Origin of the sequence: Streptomyces mesophilus (assembly GCF_011044995.1) — a bacterium.
In the GTDB taxonomy this organism is placed as follows: Bacteria; Actinomycetota; Actinomycetes; order Streptomycetales; family Streptomycetaceae; genus Streptomyces; species Streptomyces mesophilus.
The window spans coordinates 1-14,882 of the sequence record NZ_JAAKZW010000020.1 but is presented as its reverse complement, the minus strand read 5'-3'; the positions used below and the strand labels follow the sequence as shown (position 1 = coordinate 14,882).

Sequence of the window (14,882 nt, the reverse complement as noted above, 5' to 3'; positions counted from 1 at the left end):
CGCTTCTCGGCAAGTCCCTTTCGTCCGGTCCCTGGTGGCCCCGTGCCCGCGGGGAGCATCCGGACGACAACGAGCCCTTCCCGATCGCTGATGCGTTGCCGCGTGACTGGGGCCCGTACGCGTCGAACGCCGCGGCCTGACGGTGCAGGTCGCCCCGCGCCTGCGGGGTTGGTCCGCGACCACGCGGTCGTCCTGGGGCCCTTTTGTGTCGCCCCGCAACCGCGGGGATGTTCCGGACTTCCACAGAACGAGCTGTGCGAACACCACTCGCGCCGCCACGCTCCACTTCCGGCGCGCCCCAAACCCGCACCTGAGCGCACTGCGCATGGTCTGTGCATCAGGCGCAGACCAGGGGGTCAGCGCGAGTGCGCGTCTGCACCGCCGGTGGCCGACATCAATGCGTCGACGAGTGCCTCGGTCTCCGGCTCCAGGTCGGCGTGCAGCGCACGGTTCATTGTCTGCAAGCGTGTGATCGCGGTGTGCAGGCCCGGTCGGTTGCCGAGCGCGTGCTCGATGCGCATCCAATCCCGGTACAGAACCTCGGAAGTTTCCTCGGCAGTCAGGCCCACGGTGACGGCTTGTCGTGCAGCCGCCAGGTCCTGCGCAGTGCCAGGGGCCATGCGCCAGGTGGCGACGGTGTGCGCCACGTCGACGATCCGCACAGACATCTCCTGGCGCAGCGGGTCGCACCAGGGCAGCGGGTGGGAGCCGAAGGGTCGGCCGCGCACCAGTTGCAGTGCCTTCTCCAGCACGGCCAGTCCGTCTTGCCCTGCGGACAGTCCCTGTTCCGCGAGTTGCTGGAACCATGTCCAGTCGCAGCGCAGCTTGGGGGAGATTCGGAACGGATCGTCCCTCGAGGTGCGCCGCGGCACGTACAGCTCGCCGTCGGGGTCCTTGCCGAGACGGGTGCGCAGGTCCGTCATGCGGGCGCTGAGGGTCTCCCGGCTCCACGGCTCGGTGGGGCTCATGTCCTCGCACAGCACGTCGGCATCCCGGTCGGGCTTGAAGTAGAGCAATGCGGCCAGCTGTGCGAGACGCGGGCCCTTGCTGCTGGACGCCAGCTCGGTGACATCCACCGGGCCCAGGACTCTGATCTCCGGCACATGTAGCTCCTGGACGTCAGTCTCGCCCCGACCAGCAGGCGGCGCCGTGTGGTCGGTGGCGGGCGCGGCAGGCGGGTGTACGGACGTCGCACCGATTGGGGAGCGCGCTTCCATTTCGCCGGCGGCCCCCGCTTCGATGTTGCCGATTTGGGTGCCGCCGGGGGTGGGCGTGGGGGAGGGCATGAGGCGCAGCCCGGCCGTGTCCGTCGCTGGCGCTCGAAATGCCGCGGGGATCGATGTCGGCTCCGCTGCCTGGTCGTCGGTTGCGGCCGCCACCGTCACCGCGGGCCTTGGGACGATCACCGGCACGTCCGCGGTGCGCGTGGCCGGTTCCTGGTGCGCCTCGGGTTCGCCGGGCACGTTCCGCCAGGGGCCCTCGGCGGGTGTGGCGGGCTGGTTGGCGACCTGGAACGTGGTGACGATCTGCTGGTAAGCACTGTGCTCGAGACGCTGCAGCGTCAGGGGCAGGTCAAGCACATCCACCAACTGCGCGCCGTCGGCGGAGGCGTCCAGGACCTGCGCGTGCGGGAAGAACTGGGAGACCCCGGCGGCCGGTGCGACCAACGCGAAAGGAACCTCACCAGCGTTGGCGAAGGCTTCGGCGAGCAGCCATCCGGAGTCTGCATCCAGGGTCTTGGCGCACAACAGGTAGAGCTGGTGGGCTTCCTCGGGGAACTGCTGCGCTGACAAGAGCCGTTCGGCGAGGTCGCGGGCCGCGTGCCCACCGGTGCGGGCGTACGCGATGCGCGACGACGGCAGCAGCCCCTGCAGCTCGGCACCGAAGCCGGTGGTGACCAGCTCGGCATGCTGCGCCCACGGAGCCTCAGTCAGCTCCAGGGCCAGTGCGGTGAGGACCTCCTCGATATCGGTCGGCTCGCCCTCCAGCAGTACGACTTGGAGCTGCGGCAGATTTACCAGCACGAGATCGCCACTGGGACTGGAGCCGAGCGTGACCAGTCCCGGATACGGCGGAACAATTGACTGCGCGTCCTCATCCGAGATGAGCTGCGCACCCTCGGCCAGGGTCCACCATCCGTCGGAGCCGGTGGCGAACGGCGCCAGCGGGGTGGTGGTGGGGTCGATGGGCAGCACCTGAAGGGTGCGCGGTGTGATGCGTGCCGCGGCGAACTGCGGCAGGTCCATCCCGTCCTCGTCGGCGGCGAGGGCCAACGTCCGCAGCGCGCGGTCCAGTTGCCGTGCGGGAGCCTCGTCGGCGGCCGCGACGAGCTGAGCCTCAGCCGCCGAGGGCTCCTTGGCGATCGCGATTGTTTTCCCGGGGCCTCGGCGCCGACGCTGCAGTGCCCGGCGCGTCGCCAGCGCGGCTGCGATGCCGGTGGCCAGCAGCAGACCGGCGCCCGCAACTAGGCGAAGGTCCACCGAGCGCTGCGACGTGGTCGGCGTCGCCGACGGGCTGTTGGAGGTCCCTGGGGGTGTACTTGCCGACGGTGGGGTGCTGGCGCTCGGCGGCGGCACCACGGCGCTGCCCTCCTTGGCGGACTCGGACGCCGACGGCTCGGCCGTCGGCTTCTGCGGGGCCTCTGCGCTCTGCGAGGGATACGTAGGGGCGTCCGGAGCCGGCGCCGCCTCGTCGGAGTCGTCGTCGGGGGTCGCGGATTCGCGGTCGTCCGGGGCGGCCGAAGGCGAGGCTTCGTCGCCCGACGCATCCCTGTCGCCCAGGTCCGCTGGAGGGTTCGTCGGCTCGTCGTGGTCGTTGTCCTCGCCAGGGGCATCGTTGTCGCTCGATGCCTTCCACCCGGCCGGCAGCGTCAGGCTCTGACCGGGGTAGATCAGGTCCGGGTCGGTGAATGTGTGCCCGTGCGGCTGTGGTTGCCCCTTGTTCTCCTCGTAGAGCTCGGGCCAGGAAGTCGCGTCGCCGGTCTCTTCCTTCGCGATGCCGCTCAGGCTGTCGCCCGGCTCGACCACACGCTCGTGCTCCGCAGCGCCGGCGTTCTCCTGAGCTTGGGCGGTGGGCTTGTTCTGCGTGGGCGATGCGGAAGGGGCCACCTGCGTGTGCTTGCTCTGGGCACGCGTGTCGATGTTCGCCTCGGGACGAGCATCGGCGGGGAGCTTCAGCACGCTACCGACCGGGAGTTCCGTTGCTGCGCCGGTGATATGTAGATCCGGGTTGAGGTCTGCCAGTTCACTCCATCGCAGGCCCTCGTCGAGACGCTCCTCGGCTAGGTCGTACGCCAACACCCCTGGCTCGCGCACCTGGTGCGTCTGCTGCCCGGCCATCGCCTGCGAAGGTACCGCCGGCCCGTCGGTGGCTTCGGGCTGGGCTGCGGGTGCCGCCGTCGCGCGGTCCTCAAGGGACAGCGTGACGGCGTGCGCCGGGGTAGCCGCAGCCGCGGCCGCCGCCGGCGAGGCGAGCAGCAGGCCGCCCAGGATGTAGGCGGCCAACCGCTGGCCCGTGCGCATACCGGGCAGGCGGGGTGTGGAGCGACGCAGCAGTACCGCGACGATTTCGACCAGGAGGGGGATGGTGAGCCACAACCACACCACCCAGGCCACCGCGAGGAGTACGCCGATCAGAAACTTCCCGTCATCGGGGGCCATCACGGCGTCGACGACCTCGCCGAGCGTGGGCAGCGTCGAGGGCAGGGGTGAGGCGTCCAGTTCGCGGCTGAGGACCAGGAGCAGGATGGGCACACCGGCGACGACCGAGGCCACGGCGATCAGGCGCAGCAGGGCGGCCAGTACGCGCCCAAGAATCTTCATTTGGCTTCAGCCTCCGGGCTGGTGGAGCAAGGTGGCCTGGCCTTCCCCGGTGACCGGCAGCGTGTCATAGCCGATCAGGGAGGCAAAGGTGGTGTCGTACGTGCCGGTGACCTGAACGAACAGGGTTTTGCCGTCGGCGGAGACGCTGGTGGTGCCCTCCAGGTCGTGCGCGGCGAGGTAGTCCTGGGCGGCGGCTGTCGCGGCATCCGGGTCGACGACGATCGCCTCACCGGTGATAGCCGCACCGGGATCGATGCGCTGCGCGCCAGCCCGCGCTGCTTCCTGTGCGACATACGCTGCCCGCGAGTTCGCGTTCAGCGCGCCGCCGCCGTCCAGAACCAGACCCAAAATGACGAACAGGGTCAGCGCGATGATCGGCATGGCGATCTCAACCGACCCGCGATCGTGTCGGCGTCGCAGCCGGCATGCCGCCAAGGTCCAGGTTTGGATCATGAGGCGCGCCATTCGTCGATCACGCTGGTCATGGTGGCGCTGAGCGTCTTGGCCCCGGGCACTCCTGGGAACGCGATGTCGTCCAGGGGCGCGGTGCAGGACACGGTGGCGGTGACGGTGCCGCTCGTGCCCAGCGTGCCCTCTTGCGTCTGGAGCGCGACGTCGATGTCGGCGCACGTCATGCCCGAGCGTTGCAAGGAGGCCAACGCGGCGTCACGCGCGGCGCCTTCAGCCTCGGCCGGTATGTCGGCTAGGGACGCGGTCCGCGCTGCATCTCGTGCGGCCGCATCGGCGACCCCTTGAGCGAGTTGGATCCGCCCGGCGATTGCCATCATGCACAGCAGGGCGACCAGCACCGGGGCGAAGATGGCCAGGCTCAGCGCGGCGCTCCCATGGTCCTGTCGCAGGCGTTCCCACAAGCAGGCCCGGTGAGCAGCCCGTAGGTCTGCCGCACTCCATGCCGCAGGGGCTCGTCGGTGGCTCACCGAAACTCCTCCACGGGACCCTGAACGCGCTGTTCGATGGTGTAGGACAGCCCAGGCACCAGGCTGGAGACCTTGCCGGTCACGGTGACGGCGATCTGGTCGCCGTCGGTGTCCACAGCCACCTCTGCGTCCTCCACTGACTTTCCGGTCTGCGCCAGGAAGTCCCGTGCGGCCTCCGCGCCGGCGCCAGCTTCGGCGTCGTGGGCGCGCCCGGCATCGACGCCGGCCTGCGCGGCGTGCGAGGCCACCGAGCGGGCATGGAAGTACAAGCCCGTCTCGATCGCCATCAGCGCGAGGATGACCAGCAGCGGGAAAGCCACGGCGAAGTCGATGACGCCGCCGCCGCGATCGCCGCGGCGACGCAGCCAGTGCCATAGGCGCCACGTTCGCGGGAAGCGGTGTGGGGGCATGGTCAGATCCCCATGATCTGGGCGATCTTCTCCTGCGCCTTCGTGTTGATGGCCACGTAGATGGCACCGGCGATGAGACCGCCAAAGGCAGTGATGGCGGCCCACTCGGTGACCGAGTAGCCGGCATCCCTCGCAGCCGAGCGCACCTTGGTGAAGTGACGGCGGACAGCAGCGATCATGCGGGCGAGGGGCGTAGTGAACACGGTCTGCTCCTTGGGCAGTCGGCGGGTCAGATGTTGAGGATCCGCACCATGGCGGGCACGACCATGAAGAGCACCAAACTCAGACCCACGGCGAGGATGGGCAGCTCCATCTGCTCGCTCGCTTGGTTGGCGCGGGTCATTCGGTCGGTGTGCAGGGCGGTGCGCAACAAGTCGATCTGGTTGGACAAGGTGTTGTTGATGGCGGTGCGCTCCTCGCCGGCCAGGGCCAGGGCGCGTGCAGGGTGGGAGAGTTCCGGGATGCCGAGGTCGCGGCCGAGTTGTTCAAGCGCGGTCCAGCCGTTCGTGCCGGTGAGCCGGGCGTGATCGAGCGCGGCGCGGATCTGCTGGGCCGGTTGGCGGTCCCCGACCGAGGCGGCTTGGATCAGCGCGCCGGCCGCCCCTGCAGAGGCGGTGCGGACCAGCATCAGACGCTCCAGCAGCGAGATGACCGCGTACCGGTACTCGTGGCGCAACGCCTTGGCCTCATCACGGACGTCGTCGATGCACTTGAACACCATGAACGCCGAGGCCACGAGTGCGGCGCCGACCGGGATGGGCAGCGGCAGCCCGACGCCGGCCGCGGCCGCCAGCAGCATGGAGCCCTGCGGCAGGAACAGGCCCAGCACGGCGAACGCCACGCACTTGGCGGCGAGTTCGGCTGGCGTTTGCCCCAGCAGCTTCAGGTCCTGGCTCGGCAGCCGGGTGGCAACCGCCGGTGATTTCACCAGGCGCGCTCCGAGCTGCTCGGCCCACGCCGGTGATGACTTGCCGGACTTGAACACTGTCACCGGGGCGACGGGGGAGCGGCGCAACAGTTCCACCACGTCCGGGCGCTTGGGCAGCAGGGTGCGGATCGCGAACAGGGCGCCGCCCATGGCCAACAGGGCGCCGACGACCGCCGGGAAGGAGACATTCATGCGGCGGCCCCTTCCGGGTTGGCGGCCCGCTCCTGGGCCGTCTTCAGCTGCCGGGGTTCCTCGTCCATCTGAGCCCGCCGGCGCAGCCAAAACAGGGATGCGGTGACGACCCCGCTCACCGCGGTCAGGCCGATTTGACCTGCACCGGTGGCGTACCAGGAGGTGTATCCGGCGCCGGTGAGGCCCACGGCGATCACTGCGAGGGTCATCAGGGTGACGTTGCGGGCCCGCCGCCGGGTGCGAGCCCGGGCGGCATCCAGTTCGCGCAGGCCTTTGGCCTTGTCCGCGGTCTTAGTGGCCATCTGCTTGAGGACCTCGGCCAGACCAGAGCCGCGAGTCTGGGTGTGCATCATCAACACCTGGGCCAAGTCGTCGCCGGACAGGGTGCCCAGGTCGTCGGCGAGCAGCCGGTAGGCATGCGCGGGTGGCATGCCGTCCCTCATCCGCAGCGCCAACTGGCCCACCGGGCCTGCGAGTGGCGCGGGGATGGTGGTGAGGGTGGCGTGCAGCGCCTGGTCGATCGGCCGGCCGGACATCACCAGGGAGGCGACCTGCTGCAGCCAGTCCGACATCGCCTCCAGCTGCACGGTTTCCGCGCGGGCCGAGCCGCCCGGGTGCAGCAGGAACGGCAGACCGGCCAGGGCGATGAAGACGACTAGGCCGTGCACGGGCCGGTCCGTGGCCACCCACACCAGCACCCCGCCGATCACCGCGGCGCCCACCAGGTGGCGGTAGTTCTTCCGCCACGGGTTCGGCAGCTCGTCGATCGCGCCGCCGAGTCCACTCCTCCTCCGACGGCGGCGCACAGCGATCAGCTTTCCGCGGACCGCGGCCACCGTGGCGTACGCACCGACCAGGAACACCAGGACCCCGGTGATGGCCATAAGCGTCAGCTGTGCGCGGCCCATCACGAAGCCTGCCGATCAGTTGGCCACGCGCCCTGCGGATAGTGGGCCCGCAGCAGCGGGTCGAAGCCTGCCGCGGCGAGCCGCTCTGCGCGGTCCGAGGTCATCGGGTACGGAGTGGGCACCGTCCGCCCGGTCTCCTTGCTCGGCGCGAACAACGGGTTGGTGACCACCCGGTGGCCCTCACCCAGCCCGTCGACCTCCCAGATGTGGGTGACGGCCTTCGCTCCATAGGGGCGCTTCTCGATGAACACCATCAAATCCACGGCGCTTTCGATAAGCCCGTGACTGGTGCTGACGTCCAGTCCTGCCTTGCCCAGGCGCAGCACGAGGCGGCTGATGAACTCCTCGGGCTTCTTGGCATGCAGGGTGCACATCGAGCCCTCCATGCCCATGGACATGGCCTCCATCATGGCTTCGGCCTCTTTGCCACGGACCTCGCCAACCATGATCCGGTCAGCGTTGTAGCGCAGGACTTCCGGCAGCATGTCGGCGATGGTCAGTTCGCCGGCACCGCCCTCGCCGTTGGACTCCCGCGCTTCGAACGCGACCACGTGGGCCGCGGTTTGACCGGTGTCCAAGAACAGCTCGAACTCGGTTTCCAGCGTGATCAGCCGCTCGTCGGCGGGAATCTCACGAGCCAGGCACCGCACCAGCGACGTCTTGCCGGCCGTCATGCCGCCGCAGACAACGATGTTCAGCCGAGCCCGTACCGCGGCGGCGAGGAACTCACGCATGAGCGGATCGATGGTGCCGACCTGCTCGATGTCCTTCAGTCGCCAGGAACTGGCGCCGTGCTTACGGATGGAGATCGCCACGTTCGACGCCATCAAGGACGCGGCCACACGGGAGCGGTCCGGCAGGCGGAACCGTACGAACGGGGAACCGTGCGCCAGTTGCCGCTCGCCGTGCCCGGACTGTGAGGCCATGGTGTTGACCCAGTCCAGGGCCTGCTGCGCATCGGCGAACGGGCAGCTCAACAGCTGGCGTTGCTGGCCGATCTCGTCGACGAACATGACCATCTGGTGCAGGTCGATGTCGATGTTCTGCACGCCCGGCCGGTCCAAGATCCGTTGCAGTGCGCCGGCCCGGAAAGTCAAGTTGAGGATTTCGATGCGGACCAGATTGAGCTGCTCGCGGGTCAGCGGCTGCTTCTCGGTCAGTTTGGTGGCATGCCACGCGGCGACCCGTCGCTGCGCGAACACGTCGGCCAGCTGCTCCTCTTCCTGCTGTGTAAGGCTCTCGCCGCCGCGGCGGGCGCGCTCCAGGCGCAGATCCTCGGCGACCTCGAGCCGCAGATCCTGAATCACCGACGGGTCCACCGGCAGCGCGCCCGGCAGATGCGTGGCGGCAGTCAGGTCCGCAGGCCCGGCCGGCCTCGGCACACTCCTTCTCGTGCCCGGCCCCTTTCTGACCGGCGCGGGTGCAGGCTGCGGCCTTGACCGCATGGGGGCATCCGGCTGGATCGCGGGAGGTTGGGGCTGTTGCGCGGCCTGGTGTTGGTTGAGTCGCGCGCCGAGCCGGGTGTGTCCGCCAGCATGGTTGCCGTTGTAGTGCGGAGTGTCAGCCACGAAGTGCTCCCTGCCGCTGCGCCAGGACCAGCTGCCGGATCTGCGCCATCGCCTGCGGGGACCCCGGCTGTACCTGCCTGAGCTGCAGCTGCAGGCGTCGCTGGTTCGCATATGCGCGCAACGGCTGCATCACGTCGCGTGCCCCGCGCAGCAGCGCACTGCGCGACAGGTTCCGCGGCGGCTTCCCGCCTTGGTGCAGGTAGGCGGCGGCGGTCTCATCCCAGGCCAGCGAGCCCACCACGGGGGCCTCCAACTCTCGCTCCACTTGCCCTGGGTGGAATTCACGGCGGGTGTTGTTGCCGAGCGTGAGCAGGCCGAGCGCCCGGGCTCCGGTGCCGTGCCGCGACAACTCGTCCTGCAGGGCCTCCACCATCGGCGCGGCCAGCATCACGGAAGCGGGGTCGGCGAGCCGGATCACGAGCAGCACGATGTCCGACTGGTGCAGCAGCGGGGCAGGCGACAAGACCGGATGCGGGTGCCCGCCCTCCAGCACCATCCGCCCTCCGTCGACCACCACGTCCACCTTGAGTTCGTGGTCGACGAGCTGGAGGACATGGACCAGACTCGGCCACACCTCACGCAGCGATGCGGCCTGCCGTGGATCGATCAGCCCGGGCAGCGCGAACCGTTCGTCAGAGTCGTCCAGCGGCCAAAAGTGCGGCTCCACCTGCCGGATGAAATTCGTCTCGTCCTGCCCGCCCGACGCGAAGAAGCTCTCGGCCACCTTGTGCAGGCCAATGTGCGGGCCCAATGGCTCCCACTGCTGCACCCGGCCCTTGGCGTCCAACGGACCGAACGGCCGGCGGATCTCCCGCAGCAGACGGCCCCGCAGGGTGCCACCGGACATGTCGCACTCGGCCAGCAGCACCGGCCGCTCGCTGCCCAGCGCGAGACCAGCCGCGGACGTGGTCACACCGTCCGACGCGGCAGACACCAACGAAATCAGCGCCATGCCTACTGCTCCGATCCGCGAGGCTGACGGATCAGCGCAATCTGCTTGGCCGCGGCCTTCGTCGCCAGCAGCGGACCGTCCGTCGCCGCTACCGCTACGTTCACGACGACGGCGCCCGATGCATCCGTGGCACCCACCGACAAGACCGTCGCCCCAACCTGCACGGGCGACGCGTCCGTGTCCTCCTGCTTCGCTCCCTGGGCGGCTCCCTGCGGCGGCAGGACCACAGCGAGCACGGCATCACCTGGGCGCAACACATCGCGCGGCGCGGTGCCGCGCTTCAGCTCGATGCCCACGATCTGCCGGTCATCACCCAGAGCGTTGCCGGTCTGCAGCTGTGAGCGAGTCAGCAGTGAGCCCTTGCGTAGATCAACCGCTGCCCGCCGGCCTTCCAGCGACGCGCGTTCCGCGCCGGGGATCGGTGACAGGGCAGGATCCTCGGCGATCGACGCGACCACCAGATCGCTCGCCTCGATCTGTTCTCCTGCCGGCACGTCCGTGGCGAGCGCCACCACCGGCACACGATCGCCAGCACGGTTGACGGCCATGATGGCGATCAGGATGCCGAGCACCATCACGAGCACGCCGGCCATCGCCTTGAGCAGCTTGCTGCGCGGGGCGACCGACTTCAGCGCCCCCGAACTGATGGGAAGATCGGGCTGGCGCTGGCCGCCGCCACGGTTCGGCCGCGGTGGAAGCGAAGTACGGGTGTCCATGACGACGGAAGTTCCTCTCGCCTTGCGCTAGTTGATGGCCTGCGACTCCACTACGGTCACCGGCACCTGCGTATCGAAGAGCTCGGTCAGCTGACCGGTCGCGCCACCACCGACGACCTGCCAGTCCACGTTCCACGTCGACGTCGCGGTGATCGTGAACGTGCCGCCCGGCTCCTCGGTCGAGGCCTCGGTGAAGACCGTCCCGCAGCGCGGGGACTTCGCCATCCCGTACGACGCCTTGTAGGGGGTTCCAGCGCTGTTGCAGGTGACTGACTTGCCGCCATTGCCTAAGTCCCAGGTGATGGATGCGACCTTGGCCGTTGCGGTCACCGTGACCGCGCCCGCGGTCGCAGACGTGGTGATCGGCCCGAACGTGTTCGGACCAGCGTTCACCCACAGCCACATCGGCACCTTCACGCCGTACTGGCCATCTGCACGCGGGCTCGCGATGTTCGGACCTGCGAGCTTCATCTTGCTGACGGCCTGAAGCGCCAGAATCGCGGGATCGACCGCTGGGGGAGCTGCAGCAGCCCAGAACGCGTCGGCGAACATGTCGGCATCGACGGCGCCCGGGTCTCCGAACGAGCTCTTTCCGCAGGACCGTACGTAGATGGCGCCATCACCGGGCTTGTGGCCCTTCCAAGCCCGATGGGTCGCCGGCGGCTGGGGTTCCATCTTCGTCACCGTGCACACCGGGGCATCCGGATCGACCTTGCCAGGCTTACCGGCCTTGCCCTTGTCCCCGGCCGGCTTGGTGTCCGTGCCGGACAGGTCCGTCTCCTCGGTGGCCTCGCAAGCCACCCACTTGGAGTTCATGTCGCATTCGCCACCCTCTGGGGGAGCGGCCATCGCTTGAGGAATAAGGCCAACTAACGGCAGCGCCACCAGGCCTGCGAGAACGCCGGTCAGCACTCTCGCTTTGACGGGGTGACCTTTGTGATCATCCACTGCTTCCCCCACTTCTCGGCTTCGACCTCGGTCACGTAGCGCAGGATGCGCTCCTTCGAGCGCGGAACCTGCTTGCCGGTGTCCTTGTAGTGGAACGTCCACGGTTCGGTGTCCAGGCAGTCGGTAAGGCGGCCGTTGGGGATCTTCCGATCCATATCGACACTGATCCGGCTGACGGTGCTCGTGGGCTTGCCTCGGGTGACAATGCCCTGCTCCTGCAGGGTCAACAGATCGCTCTCTGTCGAGGCCAGCGCGTCCAATGTCGCGTAGTCATTGAAGTTCGTGCCCTTGCTGGAACCCTTGGCGTAGGCCGCGGCCTGGGTGTCCCAGAACTTGCCGTACACCTCTTTGAGTGCCTCCTTGTCGGCCGCGCCCGGTTCGGCAGGCGCGGACTTCGATGCAGACGGCGATGAACTCGTAGGCGAGCCAGACGAAGGCTTCGAGTCATCACTGCAGCCAGCCACAACAGATACGCTGAGCAGAGCAGCAAGGCACCACCCGAAGCGCTGACTGCGTGAGCCCGCGGTGTTGCGAACATGCGTTGCCGATGTCATTAGTGGCCTCCCGTGCCGTGCCCACCGCGATTGTGGGCTTGCCTGTACCGACTCATACCGGTACACCCCATCCACGTTGCTGACGCGACGGTGGTTTCCGGTGCGTGGCGCTGTGAGCACGGTATGTGAGCTCGGGTCACCTCCGACCCTCGTCTGGCAGTTCAGGACGGCCGTAAGTCCAGAACGCGGTGATCCGGGACCGTGGTGCTGATACGCACGTTTCCCGTGTGGGAGCGGCCGCTTCTTTCGCGATTGCCGTTGAGCAAAGTGATTCGCCGACATGGCCACGTCACCTCCGCCTGTTCGGCGGGGGACCCCAAGGCCGTCCGGTTGGTGGGGAATGCGCGAATGGAGGCCGGTACATGTCGCACGCTGCACTGGGCTCCTCGTCGAATTCGTCGTCCAGAGGCCGCCGGGGATTGTGCGCGTGTAGGTCGCGGACCGTGGGACGAGAAGGTCGCCGACGCTTGCCCAGCAGGGGCAGCAGCAGTGCCGCAGCGAGCGTGGCCGCGCCGACCAACCATGCCCAGCTCGGAATCGTCGTGCTGGCGAACGCATTCGACGTCGGCGCCTGCGCCGCGGGCTTCTCACTCTCGGCCGGTGGCGCGGCGTCCGCACGCGAGGACCCGGTCGGGGCGGCGGCTTCCTTGGGGGTGCCAGGATTGAAGGCGGGTGTCGGGGTGGGGGCGATGCCCTCGCCGGTGTTCACGCTCAGCTCGATGGGTAGTACCGTGCCGCGGCTGTCGGCAACCTTGCCCATGGCGACCTGTACGTAGTATGTGCCGGCGAGCTCAACGGGCTTGTCCCGGTTGTCCGCAGGGTCGCCGACGCTGCAGTCCGCGACGAGTGTGGAGCCGTCGCGGCCTTTGCCGACCGAGGAGTGTATGGCGGTGTTGCGGTCACCTCCGCAGTGCAGGGCCTGGCGGACCGGGTCGTAGATCTGGATGCCGAAGGCCTCCAGCGCGCCGCCTTCGCCGTAGCCGGCTGGGGTGGTCGTACGGGCCTCGACGGCAAGCTTCTGTCCGGGCTCGAGGTCGATGCGCCACAGCAGCATGTCGCCGACGACGAGTTCCTGCTTCACCGTGCTGCCGGCGGTGATCGCAGTGGCTTCCTTGAACGAGTGCCCATTCAGGTTCGTGCCGTCCGCCGCGCTCGCTGGGGAGGACAGTCCCAGTGCGAGCAGACCACAGAGGGCAGCCGTCGAGACCAGAGCGGGTGTGCGGCTAGTGGTCATGAGCGGTCTCCCCGGTTGAGACGCGTACGGATGAGCAGCGACAGGAGCAGTCCGATGAGCGCGGCCGTGCCGATCAGCGGCCACACCAGTGGACTTGAGGCGGAACTGCTGGCCTGCGGAACGACCTTGGTGTCTCCATCAGCCGTACTGGATTCGTCCGGGGCGGGGGCGCCGTCGGCGGTGACCTCCTGGTGTGCGGTGGCGACCAGGAGCTCGATCGGTTCGGTCTTGTTGACCGAGTCGATCCGGCCGCTGACCTTCACGCAGATCTCCCCGTCGCGCGCCCCAGCGGGCAGGTCTTTGTAGGTGAGGCGGTCGGACTCGGTGCCGGCCGAGATGAGGTTGGCCCAGTTCTGGGTGACGCTGACTTCGTGCTTCCAGGCGTGCGATTTGCCGGGCAGGTAGTAGTCCAGGCGCAGTGCCGCGCCCGTCTTGTATGCGGACTGCGGCACCATCGATGCGGAGAACCGCATGGCCTGTCCGACCGTCAACTTCGCCTTGTACCAGCGCTCCTGGGTGTGGGTGACCTCGTCGGTGTACTGGCCGGGGGCGAGCAGGGGAGCGGTGGCGCACCGGTCGGATCCGCTGGTCTTGGACCCGGACACCTCGTAGGGGTTCCAGGCCCGCTTGAAGGCGTCGTCGAGCTGCTCGGCGAGATCGTCGGAGCCGACGGGGTCGTACTGGCCGCCGGTCGCGTCCGCGATGCAGCGCAGCTGCCGCTCGGCCTTCGCGTCGACCTGGAAGCCGAGGGTGTCGATGACCAAGTCCACGCCCTGGTCTTTCAGCTCGCGGGCGACGTTGCACGGGTCAGGGGGAGCGCAGGTGTCCTCGCCGTCGGACACGAGGATGATGCGCCGGTTGCCTTCGGTGCCGAGTTCCTCGGCCGCGATCCTCAAGGTGTCGCCGATCGGCGTGAACCCGGTCCCGACCAGGGCGTTGATCTTCTGTTTCGCGTCCTGCTTGGCGGCCTGGTTCATCGGCTCGACTGGTGTCAGGAGTTGAGTGTCGGCGCACCCGGTGGTTTTGTCCTCGCCGGGGTAGGTCGCTCCGTACACCCGCAGGCCCATCGGTGCCTCGGCCGGGATGCGGTCGATGAGCTGGGTCACGGCCGCCTTCGCGGCGTCCATCTTCACCGTGGTGCCGGAGCGTTCCTTCATCGACCCGGATGCGTCGATGATCGTTTCGATGCGCGGGGTGCTCGAACCCTCGGGCTCGTCGGCGTGGGCGCTCGGTGTCACGGCAAGGGCCAGGGCGGCGCCGAGCGCGGCGGCTACGATGCGCCAGGGTGTGCTCATCGCTGGTCTCCCTTCTCGAGTCGGGCGCGGGTGAGGGTGGTCGGCCAGATGGTGATCTGGTCTCCGGCGTGGCTGACCGTCTGCTCGGGGTGTAGGGCCCGTATGGCGGCGAGGTCGCCGGCCTCGAAGTAGCCGTGCAGGAAGACGAGTCCGCGGTTGTGGTGCTCTATGGCGCTGGTGCCGGGCGGCCAGATGAGGATTCGGTCCTGATCGAGGGTGATCACGCGGGCGGGCACGGCGCGCTGCAGCTGGACCAGGTCGGCGTCGGTGAAGGTGCCGCGCAGTTCGACCATCCCGTTGTGGCGGCGCACGCTCTCGGTGCGCGCCGGCCAGGGGCCGCGCGCCACGCTTTGGTCGCTGGTGGCTTTCGGGCGGGGCTGGTCGTGGCTGGTGGCGTGATGCGGGGCGGTGGAGGGGG

General features: G+C 68.8%; 15 protein-coding genes. All 15 read right to left on the bottom strand.

The annotated features are described in order from the left end of the window. Nucleotides 1–356: 356 nt before the first annotated feature. The gene (locus G6045_RS08790; protein ID WP_165331282.1) at nt 357–3,773 is read right to left on the bottom strand and encodes a LysM peptidoglycan-binding domain-containing protein; all 3,417 of its coding nucleotides are present in this window, start codon (nt 3,771–3,773) and stop codon (nt 357–359) included. Between the two features lie 54 nt (nt 3,774–3,827). Then, a complete protein-coding gene (locus G6045_RS08785) occupies nt 3,828–4,274 on the bottom strand; it encodes a TadE/TadG family type IV pilus assembly protein (RefSeq protein ID WP_206343462.1) in 447 nt (148 codons plus the stop codon). Beyond that, a complete protein-coding gene (locus tag G6045_RS08780) occupies nt 4,271–4,693 on the bottom strand; it encodes a TadE/TadG family type IV pilus assembly protein (RefSeq protein WP_165331281.1) in 423 nt (140 codons plus the stop codon). Before G6045_RS08780 ends, G6045_RS08785 begins: the two co-directional genes overlap by 4 nt. Before the next feature lie 62 nt (nt 4,694–4,755). Further along, nucleotides 4,756–5,169 (bottom strand): TadE/TadG family type IV pilus assembly protein, encoded by a 414-nt coding sequence (locus G6045_RS08775; RefSeq protein WP_165331280.1) that lies wholly within the window; start codon nt 5,167–5,169, stop codon nt 4,756–4,758. 2 nt (nt 5,170–5,171) lie between these two features. After that, complete coding sequence (locus G6045_RS08770; RefSeq protein WP_165331279.1) at nt 5,172–5,372, bottom strand: hypothetical protein; 201 nt, start codon at nt 5,370–5,372, stop codon at nt 5,172–5,174. A 26-nt stretch (nt 5,373–5,398) separates the two neighbouring features. Then, nucleotides 5,399–6,247, bottom strand: a complete 849-nt coding sequence (locus G6045_RS08765; RefSeq protein ID WP_165331278.1) for a type II secretion system F family protein — start codon at nt 6,245–6,247, stop codon at nt 5,399–5,401. Nucleotides 6,248–6,285: 38 nt separating this feature from the next. Beyond that, complete coding sequence (locus G6045_RS08760) at nt 6,286–7,173, bottom strand: type II secretion system F family protein (protein WP_165331277.1); 888 nt, start codon at nt 7,171–7,173, stop codon at nt 6,286–6,288. A 23-nt stretch (nt 7,174–7,196) separates the two neighbouring features. Then, a complete protein-coding gene (locus tag G6045_RS41310; protein ID WP_165331276.1) occupies nt 7,197–8,765 on the bottom strand; it encodes a CpaF family protein in 1,569 nt (522 codons plus the stop codon). Continuing rightward, complete coding sequence (locus G6045_RS08750) at nt 8,758–9,717, bottom strand: hypothetical protein (RefSeq protein WP_165331275.1); 960 nt, start codon at nt 9,715–9,717, stop codon at nt 8,758–8,760. The genes G6045_RS41310 and G6045_RS08750 overlap by 8 nt, the downstream gene beginning before the upstream one ends. A gap of 2 nt (nt 9,718–9,719) precedes the next feature. Beyond that, nucleotides 9,720–10,433 carry an SAF domain-containing protein gene (locus G6045_RS08745; RefSeq protein WP_165331274.1) on the bottom strand — a complete coding sequence of 238 codons (714 nt, stop codon included), beginning with the start codon at nt 10,431–10,433 and terminating at the stop codon, nt 9,720–9,722. 27 nt (nt 10,434–10,460) lie between these two features. Beyond that, on the bottom strand, nt 10,461–11,249 hold the full coding sequence (locus tag G6045_RS08740; protein WP_235967714.1) for an ATP/GTP-binding protein: 789 nt from the start codon (nt 11,247–11,249) through the stop codon (nt 10,461–10,463). Between the two features lie 89 nt (nt 11,250–11,338). Beyond that, nucleotides 11,339–11,725: a hypothetical protein gene (locus tag G6045_RS08735; protein WP_165331273.1), complete on the bottom strand. Its 387-nt coding sequence runs from the start codon at nt 11,723–11,725 to the stop codon at nt 11,339–11,341. A 499-nt stretch (nt 11,726–12,224) separates the two neighbouring features. Further along, nucleotides 12,225–13,169: a hypothetical protein gene (locus tag G6045_RS08730; RefSeq protein ID WP_165331272.1), complete on the bottom strand. Its 945-nt coding sequence runs from the start codon at nt 13,167–13,169 to the stop codon at nt 12,225–12,227. Continuing rightward, nucleotides 13,166–14,464 carry a vWA domain-containing protein gene (locus G6045_RS08725; RefSeq protein ID WP_165331271.1) on the bottom strand — a complete coding sequence of 433 codons (1,299 nt, stop codon included), beginning with the start codon at nt 14,462–14,464 and terminating at the stop codon, nt 13,166–13,168. The genes G6045_RS08730 and G6045_RS08725 overlap by 4 nt, the downstream gene beginning before the upstream one ends. Continuing rightward, nucleotides 14,461–14,882, bottom strand: a 422-nt coding sequence (locus G6045_RS08720) for a hypothetical protein (RefSeq protein ID WP_165331270.1), incomplete at its 5' end; no start/stop codon positions are given. The genes G6045_RS08725 and G6045_RS08720, both read right to left, overlap by 4 nt.

What these genes read in the sequence shown, in the direction of transcription:
- G6045_RS08740 (WP_235967714.1), bottom strand. Translation starts at nt 11,249, where the DNA reads ATGAACTCCAAGTGGGTGGCTTGCGAGGCCACCGAGGAGACGGACCTG.
- G6045_RS08725 (WP_165331271.1), bottom strand. Translation starts at nt 14,464, where the DNA reads ATGAGCACACCCTGGCGCATCGTAGCCGCCGCGCTCGGCGCCGCCCTG.
- G6045_RS08775 (WP_165331280.1), bottom strand. Translation starts at nt 5,169, where the DNA reads ATGCCCCCACACCGCTTCCCGCGAACGTGGCGCCTATGGCACTGGCTG.
- G6045_RS08760 (WP_165331277.1), bottom strand. Translation starts at nt 7,173, where the DNA reads ATGGCCATCACCGGGGTCCTGGTGTTCCTGGTCGGTGCGTACGCCACG.
- G6045_RS08730 (WP_165331272.1), bottom strand. Translation starts at nt 13,169, where the DNA reads ATGACCACTAGCCGCACACCCGCTCTGGTCTCGACGGCTGCCCTCTGT.
- G6045_RS08785 (WP_206343462.1), bottom strand. Translation starts at nt 4,274, where the DNA reads ATGATCCAAACCTGGACCTTGGCGGCATGCCGGCTGCGACGCCGACAC.
- G6045_RS08745 (WP_165331274.1), bottom strand. Translation starts at nt 10,433, where the DNA reads ATGGACACCCGTACTTCGCTTCCACCGCGGCCGAACCGTGGCGGCGGC.
- G6045_RS08750 (WP_165331275.1), bottom strand. Translation starts at nt 9,717, where the DNA reads ATGGCGCTGATTTCGTTGGTGTCTGCCGCGTCGGACGGTGTGACCACG.
- G6045_RS08765 (WP_165331278.1), bottom strand. Translation starts at nt 6,247, where the DNA reads ATGGGCGGCGCCCTGTTCGCGATCCGCACCCTGCTGCCCAAGCGCCCG.